Source organism: Mesorhizobium sp. M2A.F.Ca.ET.042.01.1.1 (assembly GCF_003997405.1).
Classification (GTDB): domain Bacteria; phylum Pseudomonadota; class Alphaproteobacteria; order Rhizobiales; family Rhizobiaceae; genus Mesorhizobium.
This window is the reverse complement of record NZ_RZRX01000003.1, coordinates 1-17287: the sequence shown is the minus strand read 5'-3', so window position 1 is coordinate 17287 and position 17287 is coordinate 1. Positions and strand designations below refer to the sequence as shown.

The window sequence follows — 17287 nt, the reverse complement described above, 5'->3', positions numbered from 1 at the left end:
AGTAGAAGATGCATGGCCCGCAGATTGAAGCCGCTTGGCCCCACGCAGCAATTCAATCGTCTCACCGAGATGGGAGGGGCTAACAAGCTAGGATTTTTCCTAAGATCAATGTTACTTTTTCTTTGAATCTCAAGCTGAGAGTTTTCCGTATGCGTGGTCCGGAGCTTTCAAATATCACAATCGTGATATTGGCTTTTTTCATAATTTCTGTTGCGGTGGCGCAAGCACAAGAAAGTGACGCCAAACAGGTTTGTCCCCATAAACCGGGTTGGGCGCCAACCGAGGAAGAGTTAAATGGGCTTATAAGTGTGTCTGCCCAGCTAGGTATGGGGCCGAACCTTTGTAACGTCAACTTGGTTGATGCCAATCTCAGCAATGTCAAGCTAGCTGGAGCCAATTTTAGCAATGCTTTTCTAGGCCGCTCCAACTTACGCGGCGCTGATCTGACCAGCGCCAACCTTACGGACGCCACCTTGGGCCCCTCCGACCTGACAGATGCCAATCTGGCCCGCGCCAACCTGGCAGGTGCAAGGCTAACGGGCGCTAACCTGGCCGGCGCTACCCTTAAAGAAGCCAATCTGACCCGCGCAGACGTAGCGGTTGCGAGCTTGACCAAGGCCGACCTGAGCCGTGCCAATCTGACCGGAGCTAACCTGGCAGCCGCCGTCCTGAACCTCGCCAAACTGACCGGAGCCACTCTGACCCGCACCAACATGAGTCTCACCGACCTAACTGGCACTGATCTGATCGCCACCAACCTCGCAGGTGCCGACCTGAGTCGCGCCAAACTGACCGGAGCCAACCTGACAGGAGCGGACCTCTCCGGCGTAGATTTGACAAGCGCCAAAATGGCGGGCGCCTACCTGACCGATGCAAATTTAGCCAAGGCCACATTGGCCAAAGCTGAATTGACCAATGCAGAGCTGACCGGTGCTAACCTGACCGGGGCTACTCTTGTTGGAGCCGACTTGAGTCACGCAAAACTAATTCGCGCTGAACTGTCAGATGCCTCCCTGACGGGAGCCAACCTCTTTGGCGCAGACTTGACCAGCGCCAATCTTTCCGGCGCCGATCTGTCTGATGCAAACTTGACAGGAGCGGCGCTACTCCACGTCAATCTGAAAGGTGCCGGGCTTGCATATGCAACGTTGTCAGATTCGATTTATGCTCCTGCCTCAGCGCCGCCAGACGCATACGTGGCAGGCATCCGAGGCCTCGAATCCTTGGCATATCCGAAAGGCGAGGAAATTGGCCTCGTACAGCTTCGAGAATTACTACAGAAAGCGGGACTTCGCGAGGGGGAGCGCCAAGTCACCTATGCCATCGAAAGCGGCAAAACGAAGCACGCCCTTCAAGATTGGCGGATAGACCGACAAGGCGCTATTGAGGGTCTGTTCCGGCTTGTTGCGTTTGACTGGACCACCGCCTATGGCCTTCATCCTAGCCGGGCTTTGAGTCTTCTCCTTGGGTTTTGGCTCCTTTCAATTCCTGTCTATTGGTGGTCAATCAGGGATCGTTCTCGTGCGATGGACGACCGCGCGGGGATCTACCGCATCTGGCCGAAAGAACGCATCGAGGTTCACAATAGCCACCCAGGTTTGATTGCTGATATAAAGATTGAACGCCTTCGCGGTGGTAAGTTAGACGCACTCGGATGGGCTATGTGGTACTCGCTTCTCTCAGCCTTCCATCTCGGCTTCCGCGAATTCAATGTCGGCAATTGGATAAGTCGTTTGCACCCACGCCAGTTTGCGCTCGAGGCCACAGGCTGGGTTCGCACTATGTCTGGCTGTCAATCGCTCCTTAGCCTTTACCTGCTGGCCATCTGGGTATTGACCTACTTTGGCCGACCATTTCCGTGATGGACGGGTCAGATAGATTAATATAATCAGCTATTTACGGGATTCTGTAGGTGAAATTGCACACGAAAGTTCTACTTCCCCTTCTTTTTTGTTCCCACGACACAGCAGCCGACAGCCCATTGGACGCTCTTTGTGCCGACGGAGGTGACCCGATCCAACGCGGGTGTTTGCCGGACTGTTCGTGAATCAATCTGTTTGCCGCGATATTCGAGCGGCGAGGCCTTCTCTAGTAATTCTTTAATGAAGAAGGGCATGAAGTGAGTTCATTAATCTGCTTTCTTGTAATGTTCGGCGTGTTAATCGTGTATTTTTTCTTCTGAAGATTCAATATAGATATCTGCCCGGGTTTGTTCGTGGATTTAGTCCCAATGTACTTGATGTCAATACCCGCCCTCATCAGCGAGAGTGCGACCTTTTTTAGATCTGAAATGCGCGTATTTGGTCCGCAGATCAAGGCGTTTGACAAAGCTCTCGCGTGTTCTGGGCCGACGTAATCAAGTTTAGTGTACTCGATCGAGTTCTTTTCAAGGGCGTCAATCACTCTTTTTCGATCCGCCGGCTTTTCATAGTAGGCGACTAGCTTGTCACCGGTATCTGGTCTTGCATCCTCTACCGCAGGTTGGCGACTCGCAGCTTCGGAGGAAGCGGTGTCACCGTACGTCGTTGTAGAAACAAACGGAGGGTCTTCTCCGACATAAGTGAGCACGACAGTGGGCTTTTCCTTCTTGATGTATTTTTCCTTGCCTAGCGTCCATGTCAGAACCCACTTGTTGTCCAAGATGGGTATTGCCTCGGTTTTAGGCAGCTTTGACGTCTGTGCGATGACGGCATTCACCTGGCCTTCCACCGACTGCGGGTCAACCCGACTCCACTTCCCTATGTAGTTGTCTGGGTCAAACTCGCTGGTATCGAACCTTGGCTCCCCCGTTGTTTCATCGGTTAGGATCTTCCCCTCTGCATCGCGCGCCCATGTTGTTTTCGTCAAGCAGTCGATGTCGCGAGCCGAGATACATTGCACGGACTCATATGCGTCTTGGGCCTCTGGAGAATAGGCCTTCAGCTTGTCAGTGCCGGCTTGGACGACTACTGCACCCGCAGACTTCAGGAAGCCGTCTCTGATCGCTTGCTCGTCACCGCCGGCAGCCGCAACTGCCACCCCGCCGGCGGCGCCGGCCATGGCGGCCTTCTTAATGATCTCTCCTGTTGTGCCTGCCGGCATCTGCCCAATTGACGAGCCAGTCTGCGAGGTTACGGCAGCCAACAGTCCGGCGCGGATTGCCATGTCAGCGTTACCGGTTTGGCGATATGTCGACCACGCGGCGTATGCGGCAGCCCCGGCAGGTCCGCCATATGTGGCTGCTGCTGTGGCGGCAGCCGCGTTGATTACCTTGCTTTCCTGGGTTGCTTTTGCAAAGTTCTCTTCGTCGGACTTGAGTGGCTCCGTTCCAAGCCCCCACATAGCGTCGACAACTTTTCCGTCTCTCAATCGCTTAGCTGCATTGTTTGCAGCATCTACTTCAGCCTTGGCTTGATTTTCCACAAAATGCTCGACCGCCTTGCCGGCATCAATGGCATCATCAAAACTTCGCTTTCCCTGATCACCGACATCGCGCCACCCCTTCACATAGGTCGCTGCTGCGTCGCCTGCGGCCTTGTAGGTGGTGCTGATCGTATCCTCACCAGCCTTCTGAATCGTGGCGAACGCGTCACCGTTGGCTTTCTGCAAAGTCCGGACCGTGTCGCCGGCCGCTTTCTTTATGGTCGTCAGCGTATCGCCGCCGAGCTGCTGGACTGTGCGCGACGCGTCGGCGCCGAGCTCGTCGACTTTTTTTTGAATAGGCGGCGGCAACGGCAGTGGCGTCACGGGAACTACCGAGCCAGGCTTCGTGGTGCCGGGGATGGGGACCGGGATAACGCAGCCTATTCGCCTCACACACATGCAGGCGCCGAAGACGCATTGTTCGTCGTTACACTCTGGGCAACTAGCAGCGGCTGGTGTTGCGAGCAGCACCGGTAGGAGAGTGACCAACACGATCCAAAAGCGGCAAGTAGACCACATAAGCGATCTCCTTATTTACCACCTGCACTTGATCAAGCGTTTTCACTGCTTTTACAGTCCATAGTGTACTGAAACGCATCTAAGCGCAATAGATACGCAGGTGAAAATAACGGAAGCTGAGGCGCTGGCTCGGCATACGGGCCTAATTTGCAGTGGGAGGCAATATGCAAATGTTGCAGGTTGTCTACTCTAGTCCCAGTGCCAGAAGCATTGACCATTCAGTGCAATAAAACCGATTTGGTGGTAGACGCCTCCATTGACGGCTGGGACCATATCCAGCTCCACCGCCGGGTTTGATCGGGCACCGCAAGCAGTGTCCACGTGTTAGGCTGGGGGTTGGTTTCGGTTCGATATAGATGTTGGGTAGCGCCAACTAATGTCCGAAATCGGCCGCGTACAGACGTAGAGCCAGCCGCCTTGTGACCTCAAGAACGGTTATCTGAGCTGTCAATTGAGGCGGCTGAGGCATCGGTTGCCCCGGCACTATCGTCCGCGTAAACTCTGGGTCTGAGATTTGACTGTCGGCCATTCATCTTGGCTTGCGCCAGAATTCTCACAAAGGTCTCTCCAGTCCTTTGCGCCAACGTCCTTCAAGATTACTGATCTGGCGAGGGCGTTTTCGGTTGGACCAAAAAAACAGATATCGAATTTTCAGGTATTTTTTAAAAGCAAGAGCGCAGGAAGGCTTGCAGTTGCCAATCCAAGTATCGCCGTGATGAGCTCAAACGCATGAGTTGCTAGATCAATCATAGGGTTATTCTAAGCGATTAGCCGGAATGACGCAAGGCCATACCGTCTGGCGCGCATCGGCCGCTCGCTCTGAATGGCCTGAGTTCAGAGGCGTGATGCCAAATGACAGGTAGTTCGTAGCCGACTAGAGTGCCGGGCGGGCTCTCGGGAATCTGCCATGATCGTCGACCAGAAGCATCCCATCTCTTGGTCACTCGTCAAGCGCGGCGCAGATGGCCGGAAAGTGATGACGGATACCGCAATCACAAAACCATTCCTCTATCACATGTTGGAATGGCGTTACGCCAAGCTGACTTTCGAAACTAACAAACTGCGGCTCTCGCCCGTTCGATGTTGGCAGGACCCCTATGAGCGGTGGTGGTGCGATCGTCTGTTCAATCGCCCCGGTCCCTTGTCGGGATTTCAATCGTACGGCTCGTGTTGGACCACGGGTGCACATGACGAACCGCGTTGGCGGATGGCAGGCTTTGGTCCCGACAAGGAAACTCCTATTGTCCGAATCCGCTGTCGGGTGGACGTGATGGTGAACGCGGCAAAGAGCCTCATCGAGAACAGCGCCGGTTCCGCTTTTCTAGGCCGCGTCCAGTATCGTGGCGAGAGAACTCTCGTTCGTCTGGCTCAGTCGGTCGCAGAAGGATCGAAGAAAGAAGTTACCCGGATGGCCGCGACCATGCTGTTGCACAAGCGGCGTGCCTTCAAGTTCGAAGACGAAGTGAGACTCCTTTGGCTGGACAAGCAGGCCCTGAGAGAGGGTGTCTATATCGACATCGAGGCGAAGACGTTCATCAATCAAGTGATGATTACACCTCACGCAAGCCCGGCTGAAACGGCGAACATCAAACGGGAGATGAAGGCTTTTGGCGTACCTTGCTTCGCGTCTGGTGTGTTGAAGTCGCCGCGTTAGCTCGGTCTGCGAATCCTTGTGCCTCACGCAGTTCGTTCCCATTTATGTTGGGTCGAAACCGGGATTTTAACGCATGGGCGGACGCTATGGTGAGGTACGCGGAAGTTCGAAGATTGAGACCTACCTCGAATATGTCCATCAGGTCGAACGATCCGACATGCTCCCACACAATAACCCAGACCCGCGCTACAAGAAGCAGTGTAAGCGAGAGATGGTTCAAGACCCTGAAACCGGGGAGTGGGTCTTAGCCTTCCACCAGCATACCTAGTTGGTGATTTGATTCCCCGGAGTTAGGTGGCTGCTTTGCAAGCAATTTTGAAGTGGCCGCCGGATCGGAGCAAAGAAGCGTGCGGCGTGTGAGTTGAGGCCGCACAAAGGCACGCTTCGGGTGGACGAGTAGGAATTGATGCGAAGACTTTCGACCCTAAATCTCGGCATTGGCACCCATGCTGCCACAGTGCCGCCGATCTGGTCGGGGCAAGCTTCCATGTCGTCGCTCCCCGTTCGGGCGAAGAACCCGCTCGGGCTCTGGTCCTAAGCATTGGCCTCCGGTCGGGCCTGCATTGGCTGGGTAATGCAGGTCTGCCCGATTTGTCGGTCGGAGCCGGCGAAGAGCAGGGCTTTGCGACCGATGGCTATGCCGCTTAGCGCTCGCTCGGCGGCATTGTTGGGCAGGCGGATCAGGCCATCATCGAGGAGGCTGGTGAAGGCGGATAGTGTTCCAACTGCTTGCTAATGCCATGGCGGCCGTTGGCAAAGCCGGTATGGCGCCGTAGCTCTCGTGTGGCCGTCTGCCTGGATCTTCGCTACGGGTCGATGCAACGGTGATTTTCGATTCAAGCGGTTACCTATGCCCCAAGATCTATTGCCTCGAATTTTTCAGGCAGACATCCATCGTTTCTACACGCGCGTCATGCTGCCTGCGCTGGACAATCTGCCACTACGTAGCGGCGTAAAGACCAGCGGGTCTGCGGCATCCATGGCGGAGTTTCTCGAACATGCCCAAGTACACACGTCAAACATGCTCGCTTTCGAAGCGCGACGCTGCTTCGCGCTCACACTTGACGGCCTCTTTGAGCGCCAACTCCGGATTTGGGCAAGGGTGCATGTCCCGGACGATCGGCGTCCCGGTATTGCCGCCGTGGAAGTCAATAAACTTGTCCGAGACGTGGGTTTGCGTCATGGCCTCGATCTGGAAACAGGGCAGGTGAGGGCGACAATCGAGGAATTGCATCTGTTAGGAAACGCCGTGCGGCATGGCGACGGAGGCTCTCTGACCAAGTTGCGTGACCGTGCTCCTCATCTTTGGCACTATGCGGACAGCGCCGTCGCTGCAAAGTCGGAAGAGCATGCCATTCTCAGCGAAGGCATTCAGCTCTCCGACAGCGGCCTCACGCGTTACGTGCGCGCTCTAACGCGGTTTTGGGGATTGGCTGACCGGGAGCCGGGCGCCGTGGTCGACGTGCCGTATTGATGGCGGGCTTGAAAGTTAGGTGGTCGCCGCTTGCGCAAATCGTGCCGCGAGCTGGCCTGGTATTGTGTCATAGCTTCCGGCCTTTTCCACATGTCGAGCGAGGGCGGCAAATGTTTCCGATTTCTGCCGGGCAAGCCTGAAGGCTTCATAGGTTCGCTTGTCGACGTAGGTCACATCTACATAGGCGGCGAGGCAGGCCAGATAGCGGTCTGTCAGTTCACTGCCGTCCCACTCATGCGTGTCAGGGTGAAAGCGTCGAATGGCATTGTAGATGATGCCCGAGGGCAATCGGTCCTCCTTTACCCGCGCAATGAGCTCCGGCCAGGGTAGTTTCAGCCGCACGTTCAGCACTTCCAGCTTCCTGCGGAAAACTGCCATGTCGCCAAGGTCGACGAGGGTTGTGTCAGGGCCGATATCTGACAGATCAAATCCCCAAGCTTGCAGAATCCGAAGCCCCGGGTTGTCGGGGTGGACGATTTCCGCGCCGATGCGTATGACGTCTTCAATGAAAGCGCGCGATGTATCGTCCGCGTCGGGAATGCGCTTGTCGCCGCGCTGCCGGATATCTGCTGCAAGGCGGCCATGGAGGCGCTGAAACTGCTGCAACATGTCATCCGGCGCGCGAATCCGATCCTTCAAAAGGTCCATGATTCTTGCATTGGCGTTGTCGGCGAAGTCGGATTTGGAAATCGCAACCACTTCACGGGTGCGCTCTTCGCTGTGCCTAAAACTTTCACGCAAAATCGTCCAGCTTTCGAGAAACGGCCGCACAAGGTCAGCGCCGCTGGTGAGGCGAAACATATTTTTTGCCGCTTCTTCACGCACCAGTGCGGCGCTCGCAGCCGGATTCTGGAATGCGGCGGCAATTTCGAAGGATTGCAGGCTGGCGACGGAGCCAACAATGTCTTCCTTCTGGAACGAGGTGATGGAGGCCACCAGCGGCAGCGACTGAAGGTACGCGGCACGTTGCGCGGCCACTTCCTCGCTTCGGTGCGAGAACAGCTCCTGAAAATGATGCCATGACAGCAGCAAAACACTACCGGTTTCCATGAAAGCCTGATCGAAGGTTTCGGCCCGCCTAACGCGCGCGCTGTCCTTACCCGCCTTGTCCCCGGCGATCGCGCCGAGATGGGAAGAATCCAGGGCAACGAATTTCGGGAGAAGAAACTTACGGCCAAGCGTTTCCAATATGGGTTCCTACCAGAGGTTACCGTCATCGTAAGCCGGTCAAATACGCTGGGAAGTAGTAATCTACAGCCAATTGAAGCGGTTAGCTGAAAGTTTTCGTTTGGAAGTATTAGCCCAGACTATGATTGCGAATCAGAATCGCACAAACTTCCGATCACGCCATCATGACGAGTTGATAATCCCTTGCGCAAGCCTGCGAAAAAGAAGGTCACGACGGCCAATCTGGTTAGGCCCAGCCGTGACGGTGACCAGTTTCATTACCTGTGGGCTGCGCGCCGCTGCCTTAATCTTCTTCCTCCCGGATCGGACCTCAAGTCGGTTACTGTCGAGGGCGCATCCCCGTCAGACAGGACTGCAAAGGGACCAATTACAGCCGGAGAGGAAGTGATCGATCTCGCCGAGTATTTCGGGGATCGTGATTTTGCTAGGGCAACCCTTGTTCGCTATATCCAGCTCAAACATTCGACCGAGGCTCCAAACAAGCCATGGCCGGCAAGCGGGCTTGAAAACACGATCACCGGCTTTGCCAAGCGATACAAAGCCATTCTTACGGCATCGGTTAAGACCGGAAGACTCCCGACCCTCGAGTTTCTTTTCGTATCGAACCGGCCAATCAGCCAGCCATTCACGGAAGCGGTCGAGAACGCCGCGAAAGGATTTGCGGTTAAGCCAGCTGATTTGAAGAAGCTGGAAACGTATACCGGGCTGAAGGGAGCCAAACTCGCTGACTTCTGCAAATTGCTGAAGCTTGAGGGCAGACATGATGCACTGTGGGATCAGCGAAACATCCTCTTCCAGGATGTCAGCCAGTATTTGCCGGATGCCGATGTCGATGCACCGACGCAACTGAAGGAACTGGTGAACCGCAAGGCGCTCTCCGAGGCGGCATCCAATCCCAGTATTGAACGGATGGACGTGTTGCGGGCCTTGAAGGCTGACGAGGGGCGTCTTTATCCCGCGCCCTGTCTTATCGAGCAATTGAGCGACGCCATCCCGCGCAAGCAAGAAGGCGACCTGATCAAGGCCATTGTTCGCGCCGGAAGCAGGCCGGTGGTGGTGCATGCCGAGGGAGGGATCGGCAAGTCGATTTTCGCCAGCCGCATTCATCTCGGGCTGCCACCCGGCTCTGAGAGCGTTCTCTATGATTGCTTCGGAAACGGCCAGTATCGCAGCGCAACCGGGTACCGTCATCGCCATAAGGATGCGCTCGTCCAGATCGTCAACGAGCTCGCCGGCAAGACCTTATGTCACTTGCTGATTCCGACCTTGCATGCGGGCGCGGTCGACTATCTTAAGAAATTCATCTTTCGGCTCGAACAAGCCGTTAGCCTTCTTCGCGCGAAGAACCCGCGGGCCTTGCTGTGCATTATCATCGATGCCGCGGATAACGCGCAGATGGCGGCGGAGGAAATTGGCGAGGCGCGGGCATTCATCCGCGATTTGCTAAGAGAACAGATACCGGACGGCGTGCGTATCGTTGCGCTCTGCAGGTCGCATCGCCAGGATAAGCTGGACCCGCCGCCAAACGCGCTGCCGCTTGAGCTGGAAGCTTTCGACCGGGATGAGACCGCCGCACATCTGCGTCACGCTTTTCCGGACGCCAGTGAACAGGACATTGACGAATTTCATCGCCTCAGCTCGAAAAACCCACGTGTGCAGGCGCTGGCCCTTTCAGGTGGTGGGACCTTGGCAGAAATTCTGCGTGAGCTAGGCCCCAATCCGACCACGGTCGAAAAGGCGATTGGAAACCTGCTGGCTGCAGCCATAGCCAAGATGCGCGATGAAGCCGGCGCGGTGGGGAAGACCCAGATTGACAGCATATGCGCGGGCCTTGCGGCCTTGCGGCCACTTGTTCCCATAGCCGCTTTGTCTTCAATGTCCGGTGTTCCAGCCTCCGCCATCAAGAGCTTTGCATATGATCTTCGGCGTCCGCTTATTGTTACGGGCGAGACTATCCAGTTTTTTGATGAACCCTCCGAAAGCTGGTTCAGGGAACGATTTAAGCCGACGGCCGCCGATCTCGGCGCATTCATCGCCAGCATCAAGCCGCTTTCTTCTGGTAGCGCCTATGTTGCAGCGGCACTGCCGCAACTGATGCTGGAAGCGGGACAGTTTGAAGAGTTGGTGGCACTCGCGCTCTCTTCGGAAGCGTTGCCGGAACTCAATCCGCTCGACCGGCGGGATGTCGAACTTCAGCGCCTGCAATTTGCACTGAAAGCGAGCCTTCGCGCCAAGCGCTATCTCGATGCTGCCAAACTTGCCTTAAAGGCCGGCGGCGAGACGGCAGGTGATGAGCGCCAACGGGCACTTCTCCAAGCAAATACGGATCTGGTTTCGGCCCTCATGGAAGCCGGTCGCGCTCAAGAACTCGTTTCGCGGAAGATTTTTGGATCGCGTTGGGTCGGCTCGCACAATGCCTATGAAGCGGCGCTGATGTCCGGCTATGCCGAGCTACAGGGCGATGCGCGCAGCCGGTTACGCATGGCCACGGAGTGGGTGCGCAACTGGTCGCGGCTTCCCGACAAGGAACGCGGCCGCGAAACCATGACCGACAAAGATATCGGCGAAATGGCCATCGCATACTTCAACATCCACGGCGCACGCGCATGCGCCAACAGCATAATGGGGTGGACGCCGTCGTCGGTTCCTTTCAACGTCGGCCGGTACCTTGCGCATCGCTTCGTCGATCACAGTCGCTACAAAGACCTTGACGACCTTGCGCTTGCCGCAGGCGACAACATCTATCTCCTGCTGGCTATTGTCGTGGAATTGCGTGAGGTCGACCGCATGCCTCCAAAAGAGGCTCTTGCAAAGTGCCTCAAGCAATTGTGCAAGCCATCGGTCACATTCGACGCGGGCGACAACTGGAACGCTCACGACCGCCCGCTGATGGCGGTGACCGCGTTGGTCGAGGCATGCCATCGCCTGTCTGTCGGCACGACAACGGTACTTGCAAAGCTTTTGTCGCGCTATCTGCCCAAGGAGCCACCACGGGGACTAGGCGCCCGTTTCAATGATGCGCGGGCACCGATCATTCTCGCCTACGCCCTGCACGCGGCATTGCTCGGAAAGACGCTGAATTTGCTCGACCTTGCGCATGCCGAGCTTCGTGCGGAGATTGAAAAGGAAAACAATTATTCCCAGTCGCAAGAAGCCCAGGAGTTCAAAGAAGACGTCGGGGCCTTGTTGCCATGGCACACGCTTTGGGCGGAACGGCTGGTAAAAAGGGCCGGCAAGGCAGGGCTGGCGAGCGCCATTTCGCGGACAATCACGGAATCTGCTTCTGCCGCGCGGATCAACCACCGCGAAGAGTGGCGCACCGCCGATCAAGTTGCCGACCTCTGGTTGTCCATCTTGGTGCATGCCAAGGCGACCGACCGCGCATCCATTCAGAGGCTTATTGACTGGACCGCAGGGCTAAAGAGGCCCCTTTATACCCCGACGCTCGCACGGCTTGCACGTTCCATGGCGCGTTCTGCAGGGCTATCAGCTCATGCGCTTCAATACGCGGCGCAAGCATTTCAACTGACAAGGGATGAGCGCGAGGACGCCGATTCAAAAGCCGAAATGTATGTAACCTTGGCAAGGTCGGTGCTCGCCACAAGCCGGTCGGAAGCCGAGGCGTACTTCAATCAGGCTGTTGAGGTTGCCAGCAAGGTTGGCAACGAAAATGTGGACCGCTGGGCAGCGCTTTTGGATTTGGCCGAAGCTGCCGCCGATCAGGCGCAACCGGCGCCTGAAATGGCATACAACCTCGCGCGCTGCGCCGAAGTGACCTACGACTACGTTGCACGGGATAAGCATTTCGACTGGCATCGGACAGTTGAGGCCATCGCAGCTCTCTGCCCCGTATCATCCTTCGCCATATTGAGCCGGTGGCGCGACCGTGCCTTTGGCCGGCCCGGCAGGGTTTTGGCGGCAGCCGTTGAATTCCTTATCGAACGAAAAGTGCTGGACGCGCGAAAGGCCCTACCTCTGATCGGATTCCGTGCGGAATGGAATGAGGCGGGTATACTCGCTTCCGCACTCGATGCCTGTCGGACGAACGCCGAGAAACAGTCAGTAGCGGATCTCGGCTACCACTACATCAAGATGCAGGGACACACTCTTGCGACGTGGTACAAGGTTCGGGACCTGTTCGCCAAGCACCGTATCGTCGCGCCTGATTTGCAAACACGCCTTGACCACCACGAGCGCCATCAGAGAAAGCAGGATGAGGACAATGAGCAGGGCAGCAGGGGCCGCCCATCAAAACACTGGAACGAAGATGCCAAAAAAAAGGATTGGCGCGCGATTTTCCGGGGCGTCAATCCGGTCGTGGCAAACGAACTCTCGAAAGCCCAGCAGCGCTTCCGCAAATCCGAGCCGCCATACCATCAAGATCAATTTTTCCAGCAGGCCATTGCACGCATTCCGAGCGGGAAAGAAGCGGAATTTGTTACCGCTTTGGCCGAGGCGCCGGAATTTGACCTTTACCACCTCCGGAGCTTCCTCGAGACGTTTCCCGCCGCGTGGAAAACAAGGCTTTCCGTCAAGGCAGCCCTGGCTGCCGCTTTACGAAGCTTTGGTCGCCGCTATTGCCTGGATGTGACTCGCGGCCGCCACTACGAAGTGCTGCCGTTCAAGACCGCCTGTGAATTGGCAGGCGTTCTTGAGGGCGATGTCATCGAAGTCGTTCTGACGGGTATCGGCGAGGTTACTGAGATTTTAGATGTCGGCCGGCTGTTCACGCTGGTGGGCCTGCTTGCCGGCAAGCTAACCCGAAGCGAAGCATCCGACGCGCTTGGCTTCGGCCTGAACCTTTTCGATGCGGTCCTTAAGGATACTGACGGCGACGGGCCGTGGTCTGCCGCGCTCGCGCCTGGAGGGGATATCGATAGCGCGGTTGCGGGGTACATCTTTGGCGCGCTGGCTTCACCCCGCGCTGCAAGACGCTGGGAGGCCGCGCACGTCGTTCATGCTTTCTGCGAGCTTCAGCACCGCTCGGTCATTTCGGCGTTGGTCGCGTATGTTCGCGGCAATGTGGGGGGCGCGTTTGCCGATGCCGGGCTATTTTTCTACAACCTGCATGCGCGTCAGTGGTTTCTGATTGCTCTTGCACGGGCAGCCAGGAATTGCCCCGATATTGTCGCTGCTCATTCTGATTTCATCTTCCAAAATATGCACCCGCCGGAAGCTCACGTTGTCATTCGTGAGTTGGCGAAACGTGCGGCGCTTGCGCTGATCGATGCTGGGTTGCTTGATCCGGAGTTACGCGCACAAATCTTGGCGGTGAACGTATCGCCGATCCCGGCGATTGAAGCACGCTCTTATGAGCGCGGAAGCGCACGTTCGTCGCCGAAGACGTATGACGAAGACCGTTTCTATTTTGACTATGACATGGAATCCTATTGGTTCCCGCCACTGGCGAAGTGCTTCAGCCTTTTGAGCAGCGACATCCAGCGGCGGGTGGCAACCGTCCTTACGGACGATTGGCAGTATCCCGGCCAGTTGGATTGGCGAGAGGATGCGCGAAGCCGCCGGAAGATGTTCGGCTACGAAGACACACGGCATTCGAATAGCTCATACCCAAGTGTTGACGACCTCCGTTTCTACTTAGGTTCCCACGCTACAATGATCGTGGCTGGTCGGCTTCTCGACACGATGCCAACCTATCGTAGCCCCGACTCGACCGAGGACGACTTTTCAGAATGGTTCCGGTCATATCATGACCTGTCCCGCCAGGACGGCTATTGGCTTGCCGACCGGCGAGACCCTATCCCGCTCGATATTCTTTCCTGGAAAAATGGCATCAAAGACACCGACTGGCCCTCATCGGTTGGCCGCGAAGATATAGACCGCGTGTTCTTCCCGTCGCCGGGCGTGGTGACCCCCTGGGGTTATTGGAACGCTTCGTCAGGCAGACAACAGGAAGAGTGCACGATCCGAAGCGCGCTTGTTTCGCGCGAAAGGTCCTCGGCACTCCTCCGTGCCTTGCACAGTGCTGATGACCAGAACGATTACGCAATCCCTGAAGCCACGAGTGACTGGCAAATCAATTCCGGTGCATTTCAGCTGAAAGGCTGGGTTATTGACCGCACCCGTGACCGGGGAATTGACGACAAAGACCCTTGGGCGGGGGAAATTCGCTACCCGGCGCCGCGCCCGTCAAATGAAATTGTTGATGGCATGAAATTGGTAGCCGACCGTGAAGGCCGGCACTGGCGGCTGGACGCAAAGGAACCGGCCACCATGGTGATCGAAACCTGGGGGATATTTCACGAAAGGGACGACGACGCCAGCGACAACCGAGGCAGCCGGGTCCAGGCGTCGTTACCATTCATCCGGCAGCTGTTGCGCAAGCTCGATATGGACATGATCGTTAAAGTGGAAATCGAGCGGCGGCGCAGCTACTCTCGATACGAAAGCCGAGATGACGATGACAACAAGAAAGTCCCGCCCACGGTCCAACTCTTCCTCATCAAATCCGACGGAAGTGTCGAAACATGCTGACGCGATCTTGGCCCTTGGCAAAAAGCTCATCGCCGAACTGAAGCTCGCCGACACCAATGATACGCTGTCGCGCTGGATGGTCCATTACCTTGCGGAGCAAATCAAAAATGCCGAACAGAAAGCTGCGAAGGATCACCCGCAGCGCGTCATAGCGTGCCGCGATGCGATCCTCGCCCTCTGGCAACACAGACACGAGTTGCCAAGCGGCAGCCGCCCGTTTCAGGAACTCGAACCGATAATAAGAACGCTGGCGACGCTTGATTCTGACGCAGGGCCATATCGCTATTTCGCGCCTCCGTTGCCACCCGAGAGTGCGCGCAAAGAAAGCAAGGCATCGCAACGATGGCTGCAATTGGCGGAGCGCCTCGACTATTCTGCGCGCATCCTCATCAGGCAATGCCTGGCGAACGCAGCGGATAACGCAATTGATAAATCTAAGGTATGGGTCGCGCTTGCCCAGAAGGCCGGCCTTGAGCAGATTGAATTGCCGATTTTGCGCATCATCATTGCGGACGGCGACCTTGCCGACGCAACCGATCCCGACGAAGAGCAGCGGAAGCTTCTGAAGGATCGCGCAGACAAGCTACGCGGATTTGTGGAACTCGCAACGACGGTTATCGAGGAATACGACAGTCAACTCAACGGAAAGCCAGGCGCAAAAGCCAAAAAACCCAAAGCCCTTAAGGCGCCTGCTGTTTCCCGTTTGGCCAAGCCTGCACAGTTGATCGTTGAAGAGCGTCGGTCTCGCCGCAAGAGGGCAGGGAAGAAGCTTTAAGCCCTCGATAAACCACCTGACGATTTGTGGGGTCATCCCAAAGCTTGTCTTGCAGACTTGCGATCCTGTCAACTTGGAGGAATCCGATGTCTGATCCTTATGATGACGGGAGAGAGCTTGCCCGGTTTTTTGGCCGTTTTGAGCATGCTCTTAAGCGCACCGGATACTTGAAGAACAGATCCGACGCTCAAGCCGATTGGGATGCTTTCGCCGAGGCGCTTGGCCCGACATTCTTTGCTGACATCGTGAACGCGGGAGTTGCTGCAACGCTTATCGGTGACCCGCCACGAAAGTTGATGAGTGAGGGCCTGACATGGCAGCCGGAGCGCCCCACGCCCCTTGCCAATGTCCACCAGCTCATCGTGCAGGGAGTTTGCCGCGTAAGAAACAGCTACGTTCATGGCGAAAAGTTTCAGGGTGGATCAGAGACCTGGGCAAGAGACGCAACCCTCGTGGGCGAGGCTCTGGCGGTATTGCGTGAGGCGTAGGGACGTGTGCCCGCTGTATCCGCGCTTCTCGCGTAGCGCGGCCAGAAGTTGACGCGAGGCGGCCTCGGAACTGGCCGACATGGGTCATCCTGCTGCACAGGACCGGGCTCTAGGCGCACGCGCCCGAAGCCCCTGCTTCGCAGAGCTACGCAGGGTCTTCGCCCTTCGGGTGACGATCCCTTGCCCAAGATGGGGGCGACAGGGCTCCGCCCTCACGACCCCCAGCAACGACAAAATCGCCATCCCCCAATTCTCACTCCCTCGGCTCCGCCTCAGTCGCTGCGAACCGGTGGTTCCCCCTGACGACTTTCTTGTTGCTCCCCTAACCCGGTCTCGCCGACGGGCAGGGGTTCAGACGGAGCTGAACCCCGAGCCAAAAGAGACCGCCATGAAAACCGACCTTTATCAACAGATCACCGACCAGATTATCCGCGCCCTCGAACAGGGCACGCGCCCGTGGCATCAGCCGTGGAATGCTGGACATGCCGCCGGCCGCATCACCCGGCCGCTGCGCGCGGGCGGCATTCCCTATCAGGGCATCAACGTGCTGATGCTGTGGGCTGCAGCGGTGGAGAAGGGATACGCAACCCTGTTCTGGCTTACCTTCAAACAGGCGCTTGATCTCGGCGCGCATGTCCGCAAGGGCGAGAAGGGCAGCCTTGTGGTCTATGCCGGCCGCATCACCGGCACCGAGACCGACACGGCAACCGGCGAGGAATCCGAAACCTCCATTCCGTTTCTCAAAGGCTATACCGTCTTCAATGCCGAACAGGTGGAAGGCTTGCCCGAGACCTATTATGCGAGACCGGCCCCGCGCGATGAGACGATCACGCGCATTGAACGGGCCGAGAGCTTCTTCGCCGCGCTCGGCGCCGATATCCAGCATGGCGGCAATTCAGCGTGCTACGTCATCTCCCGCGACCAGGTGCGGATGCCGGTCTTTGAAGACTTCCGCGATGCCGAGAGCTATTACGCCACCCTCGGCCATGAAACTGTGCATTGGACGAAGCACCCGACGCGCCTCGACCGGGAGTTTGGGCGCAAGCGCTTCGGCGATGAGGGATACGCCATGGAAGAGCTGGTGGCGGAACTCGGCGCGGCTTTTCTTTGCGCCGATCTTCAACTGACGCCCGAGACGCGCGACGACCATGCGGCCTATGTCGCAAGCTGGCTAAAGTTATGGTGAGGTGAGCATAACTCGAGTTATCCGCAGCAGCCCATAATGTGAAGGAACGTGACCAGATTGGCAGAAGTCCGGAGTTTCTGGCCACATTCCTCCGCATTATTTCAGAGCG

9 protein-coding genes and 1 pseudogene are annotated in these 17287 nt (G+C 56.9%); 7 read left to right on the top strand and 3 right to left on the bottom strand.

Going from position 1 to position 17287, the window contains the following annotated elements; translation table 11 throughout:
* Window positions 1-122: 122 nt before the first annotated feature.
* Window positions 123-1862 (top strand): pentapeptide repeat-containing protein, encoded by a 1740-nt coding sequence (locus tag EOA23_RS00895; protein ID WP_127302585.1) that lies wholly within the window; start codon window positions 123-125, stop codon window positions 1860-1862.
* A 226-nt stretch (window positions 1863-2088) separates the two neighbouring features.
* On the opposite strand, the gene EOA23_RS00890 is transcribed toward EOA23_RS00895, so the two are convergent.
* Window positions 2089-3726 carry a hypothetical protein gene (locus EOA23_RS00890; protein WP_127302584.1) on the bottom strand — a complete coding sequence of 546 codons (1638 nt, stop codon included), beginning with the start codon at window positions 3724-3726 and terminating at the stop codon, window positions 2089-2091.
* Window positions 3727-4828: 1102 nt separating this feature from the next.
* Between EOA23_RS00890 and EOA23_RS00885 the strand changes: the two genes are divergently transcribed.
* Window positions 4829-5575 (top strand): hypothetical protein, encoded by a 747-nt coding sequence (locus EOA23_RS00885; RefSeq protein WP_127302583.1) that lies wholly within the window; start codon window positions 4829-4831, stop codon window positions 5573-5575.
* Window positions 5576-6169: 594 nt separating this feature from the next.
* On the opposite strand, the pseudogene EOA23_RS00880 reads toward EOA23_RS00885, so the two are convergent.
* Window positions 6170-6283 (bottom strand): annotated as a pseudogene (locus tag EOA23_RS00880) (transposase); the annotation flags it as partial.
* Window positions 6284-6425: 142 nt separating this feature from the next.
* Between EOA23_RS00880 and EOA23_RS00875 the strand changes: the two are divergent.
* On the top strand, window positions 6426-7049 hold the full coding sequence (locus EOA23_RS00875) for a hypothetical protein (protein ID WP_127302582.1): 624 nt from the start codon (window positions 6426-6428) through the stop codon (window positions 7047-7049).
* A gap of 15 nt (window positions 7050-7064) precedes the next feature.
* On the opposite strand, the gene EOA23_RS00870 is transcribed toward EOA23_RS00875, so the two are convergent.
* Complete coding sequence (locus EOA23_RS00870; RefSeq protein WP_127302581.1) at window positions 7065-8237, bottom strand: hypothetical protein; 1173 nt, start codon at window positions 8235-8237, stop codon at window positions 7065-7067.
* Between the two features lie 183 nt (window positions 8238-8420).
* Here EOA23_RS00870 and avs3a point away from each other — a divergent pair, with 183 nt between their 5' ends.
* The 4 genes from avs3a to EOA23_RS00850 all read left to right on the top strand — a co-directional run bounded on the left by avs3a (window position 8421) and on the right by EOA23_RS00850 (window position 17178).
* Window positions 8421-14729: an AVAST type 3 anti-phage nuclease/ATPase Avs3a gene (gene avs3a / locus EOA23_RS00865; protein WP_127302580.1), complete on the top strand. Its 6309-nt coding sequence runs from the start codon at window positions 8421-8423 to the stop codon at window positions 14727-14729.
* Window positions 14730-14736: 7 nt separating this feature from the next.
* Window positions 14737-15504, top strand: coding sequence for an AVAST type 3 anti-phage proein Avs3b (avs3b, locus tag EOA23_RS00860; RefSeq protein ID WP_127302579.1), 768 nt, complete (start codon window positions 14737-14739; stop codon window positions 15502-15504).
* 86 nt (window positions 15505-15590) lie between these two features.
* Entirely contained in the window at window positions 15591-15992 is a 402-nt protein-coding gene (locus tag EOA23_RS00855) for a hypothetical protein (RefSeq protein WP_127302578.1), read from the top strand.
* 388 nt (window positions 15993-16380) lie between these two features.
* Window positions 16381-17178, top strand: coding sequence for a zincin-like metallopeptidase domain-containing protein (locus EOA23_RS00850; RefSeq protein WP_127302577.1), 798 nt, complete (start codon window positions 16381-16383; stop codon window positions 17176-17178).
* The last annotated feature ends 109 nt before the right edge of the window (window positions 17179-17287 follow it).

What these genes read in the sequence shown, in the direction of transcription:
- EOA23_RS00850 (WP_127302577.1), top strand. Translation starts at nt 16,381, where the DNA reads ATGAAAACCGACCTTTATCAACAGATCACCGACCAGATTATCCGCGCC.
- EOA23_RS00885 (WP_127302583.1), top strand. Translation starts at nt 4,829, where the DNA reads ATGATCGTCGACCAGAAGCATCCCATCTCTTGGTCACTCGTCAAGCGC.
- EOA23_RS00855 (WP_127302578.1), top strand. Translation starts at nt 15,591, where the DNA reads ATGTCTGATCCTTATGATGACGGGAGAGAGCTTGCCCGGTTTTTTGGC.
- EOA23_RS00875 (WP_127302582.1), top strand. Translation starts at nt 6,426, where the DNA reads ATGCCCCAAGATCTATTGCCTCGAATTTTTCAGGCAGACATCCATCGT.